We start from the raw sequence: 3,630 nt of genomic DNA on the forward strand, positions 1-3,630 counted from the left end.
GAGTTCTCAAGGAACGGACGCTTCCTTTGTACTCACCCTCTCGGGCTTTCCTCCGGGCTTTCGCTCTTCGTTCTTGCGTTTCCGACTCTATCAGATCCTTTCGGGCCTGACTCCCGGTCGAAGCGGGATTTGCTTTCCAGGTCTTCGCTTTCGCGTTTCCCTTTCCGGCGAGTCCGACTCTATCAGAAGTTTTCCACCGGATTTCCCGGCTTCGGATTCCTGGATGAGGAGTCGAGTACGCACCCGCAGAATTCGATTCCGTGGGCACGAGGGGTCTTGCTGGATGGCTGCCGAACTTGTCCAGTTCCAGGCAACCGTTCGACTCTACAACTGGGCCCCCGGGGTGTCAAAACGAGCGCGGCCCGGGACCCGCGAGGGCCCCGGGCCGGCGGGGGACCCTCGCACGTCAGGCCCCCCGCACCGCGTCACGGGCGCCCGCGTCCCGCCTGGAAGCCGGCCCCGGTGAGGGTGACCGAGCCCGTCGCCTTGAGCGGGGCTCCCTGGCCGTCCGCCGGGGTGGCCAGCAGCGTCCATTCGTACGCAGCGTTCATCACGACACGGCCCGCCTGGTCCTTCCCGTCCCACGCCAGGTCGACCGCACCGCGCGTCTCGCCACCGCTGCGCACGACGGTCGTGATGCCCGAGGTCTTGTTCCGCGCCATCAGCTTCCACGACGACACAGGCTTGGAAAGCCACCAGCGGGCCTGCCGGCTGCCCGCCTTCTTGGCGTCGAGGGTGCCGGGCACGTTCTGGTCGATCACGGCGAGCGGTGACGCGGCGCCGGTGACCCCGACGACGTGGATCGTCTCGCCCTGGTCGAGGTGGGCCAGCCGGCCGCCGAAGCGGTCGACGGACCAGTCGAGGCCGTAGCCGGCCACGTACTGCTGGACCTGGTGCTCCTTCACCGGCTGCCCGGAGCGCAAGTTGTAGATGCTGAGGCCGGCCTTGTCCTGGACGACGTAGCCGTCACCCAGTCGCACCTGGCCGAGCGGACGCTCCGCGACGAACGGCAGCAGGATCCTCTGCCGCGTGGGCACGTGGAACGCGGCCGCTCCGGCCCCGTCAGCGGCGCAGGTCGAGTAGAACCAGTCGCCATTGGCCTGGAGCTCGTACGGACGGCAAGCCGACCCCAGGTCGACACGGCGGACGACCTGGCCGGTCCGCAGGTCCGTGGCCGCCACGACGCCCTTGTCACCCTCCGGCTGCCAGAGCAGGGATCCCCACAGCCCCGCGGCCGGGGCGGGCTTGATGTCCAGGACCTTGCCGGCGTCGATGTCGAGGACCATCGAGCTCGGGGCGGCGTTCACGTCCACCGTCGTACTCACCAGCAGATATCGGCCGGAGGCGCTGACGATGCCGGCGTGCTGCAGTTCGCCGGGCAGCCTCACGGTCCGGTGGGAACCGCCGGTGCGGGCATCCCGGATGTGTACCGTCACCGCACACGGGAAGGCGCACACGGGCTCAGCCGACATCCCGACGATCCGGCCGTCACCTGTTGCGGCGGTTCCGCCGAACCTGCTGGCGGCTTCGGGGCAGAAGGGATCGCTCTTCGAGCGCTCACAGCGCCACACGGGAGCCTGGGTGATCGACGGGGGACCCGAAACCGAGGTCCGGTATCCCAGGACGGACACAGTGCTGTCGACGTGCAGCGCGGAGAGGTCGCCTTGGGCGATGGCGATGCTCCGCCGGTCCGTGGGCCGGGGCGGAACGGCCAACGCCTCCTGTACCTGCAGGGCACCCTGGTCACCCGCGGAGATGCGGTGGATGGCCCAACGACTGCTGCCGTTCACGGTGGAGAGGCCGTACGCACTGCCGTCGGCACCGAGGACCAACGACCCGTCCAACTGATCCAGTACGGGTCGCGGTGCACTGCCGTCGATCGGGTAGGCCGTCACCACCGTGTCGTCCCGGTCCCCGGTGTCCGCGATCAGCCAGTCACCGACTGCCCGGACGCGATCTGGGTACTTGTCGATCGCCACCGTACGGATCACGGCAGGGTCGGTCCTGGACACCATGACGGCCTTGTCGAATCGGACCATCGCGATCCACTTCGACCCCAGCCCGACCTGGTTGTACGTGCCACCCCCAACGGAAGCCGCGGGGAGCTCCTTCATCGTGGCCGTGGCGTAGTCGAGGATTCCGTGGTGCTTGCCTTCCGCGCCGGCGCCCCCGTATTCGACGAGGGCACCCCGTGCGTCCGAATCCAACACGGCATAGGAACTCAGCGCTCCGACGCCGGTCACCGGTACGTCCTTGCGGGGCTCGTTCGCTCGGCCGAGCAGATGCAGCACGTACCGTCCGTCTACAGCCTTCTCGCCGGCCAGCACCTGGGTCGGTGAGAAGGCCGTGGCCCACTCCCGATTCTCCCTGCGAGGGATGGATTCGGTCGCCCCTGTGGCGTAGTCACGGATCTTCAGGTCCGTGGTGCCGCCGCACGCAACCCCGTCACCGAGCCTGGCCAGTCCGACGCCGCAATCGGTCGGCATCCGCCTGCCGTCGGCACTTCGCCAAGACGAAGGCTCATCGCCGTACCTGTCCGACATCAGCATGCCTGTCCCGGCAGCGCGGAGTATCAGGTACGGCGCGAATACGCTCGGCGGCGACGCGACTGTCGCCTCACCCCCGGGTGCCGACACTGCGGCGGCGGCTGCCGTCGGTACGGCGCACAGCGCGCCGATACAGGTGGCCAGTGCGAGTGCGGCGGCTCCCACGGCACGCGGCATTCTCAAGTGCGTTCCCCCCACAGGATGCGCGCGGGGGTCTACGGCGGCCTTCTGCGCCAACTGCTCTGCGCCCCCCGCAAAGTGAGCGGATCGTAGCAGCAGAGAACGGGGGAACTTCGAGGTCAGAGGTTGACGCGCTTGAGGTAGACGCGGCTGCGGTGGGGGATGGTCTGGTACCAGAGCATCAGGTGCTCGTCCTCGTACGTACGCAGCCGCATGGGGCTGGGGTCTTCGTAGAGGCTGCCGTCCTTGGGGTCGATGGCCATCGACGCGAGGTCGACCAGGCCCTCCATGACGACGGCGACCAGCTCCTGCTGCTCCGCGGGCATGTCGCCGAATACCCACAGCCGGCTCGGATCGCACTCCCAGGCCCAGCCGGCCTCGCTCTCCACTCCCTCGCCCCGCAGGGTCACTGACCGATCTCCCGCTGGGCCTCGGCCAGGATGCGGCTGCTGGTCTCCATCGCCGCCCGGAACTGTTCCTCCGTGGCGGCCGGGTCGCCGGCGGTGCGCTCGGCCTCGAGCAGCGCCGCGGCGCGGGCCGGTCGGCGGTGGATGGCCACGTGCGTGGCCCACTTGATCAGGAAGAAGCGGAGCGGGTTGATGGCGCCCGTCTCCGCGGCGCGGTCGAACGCCGCATGGCATTCCCTGTCGAACTCGGCGAGGTGCGCCATGTCGATCCGGCGCACGGCGTCCCGCAGGGCTTCGCGCGTCATGGCCGGCTGGGGGATGAGCGGACCGTCGTCTTCGAGGTGCTGTGCTGCCATCGTGCCTCCAGGGGAACGAGGCCAGGATAGCGAGCGGCTCTGCCACATGCCCGTAAACGCAGAAAAGCCCCGTACCGGATACCCGGTACGGGGCTTTCTACAATGATTGTTCGGCGGCGTCCTACTCTCCCACAGGGTCCC

At 68.7% G+C, this 3,630-nt stretch carries 3 protein-coding genes; all 3 read right to left on the minus strand.

Features of this window, described 5'->3' with window-relative positions; translation table 11 throughout:
- Positions 1 to 425 precede the first annotated feature (425 nt).
- Positions 426 to 2,291 carry a hypothetical protein gene (locus ACFXGI_RS38495; protein ID WP_384717692.1) on the minus strand — a complete coding sequence of 622 codons (1,866 nt, stop codon included), beginning with the start codon at positions 2,289 to 2,291 and terminating at the stop codon, positions 426 to 428.
- A 554-nt stretch (positions 2,292 to 2,845) separates the two neighbouring features.
- Positions 2,846 to 3,136 carry a hypothetical protein gene (locus ACFXGI_RS38500; RefSeq protein ID WP_384717695.1) on the minus strand — a complete coding sequence of 97 codons (291 nt, stop codon included), beginning with the start codon at positions 3,134 to 3,136 and terminating at the stop codon, positions 2,846 to 2,848.
- Positions 3,133 to 3,489: a DUF6247 family protein gene (locus ACFXGI_RS38505; protein WP_384717698.1), complete on the minus strand. Its 357-nt coding sequence runs from the start codon at positions 3,487 to 3,489 to the stop codon at positions 3,133 to 3,135. The genes ACFXGI_RS38500 and ACFXGI_RS38505 overlap by 4 nt, the downstream gene beginning before the upstream one ends.
- Between the last annotated feature and the right edge of the window lie 141 nt (positions 3,490 to 3,630).

Source organism: Streptomyces sp. NPDC059355 (assembly GCF_042752335.1).
GTDB lineage: Bacteria > Actinomycetota > Actinomycetes > Streptomycetales > Streptomycetaceae > Streptomyces.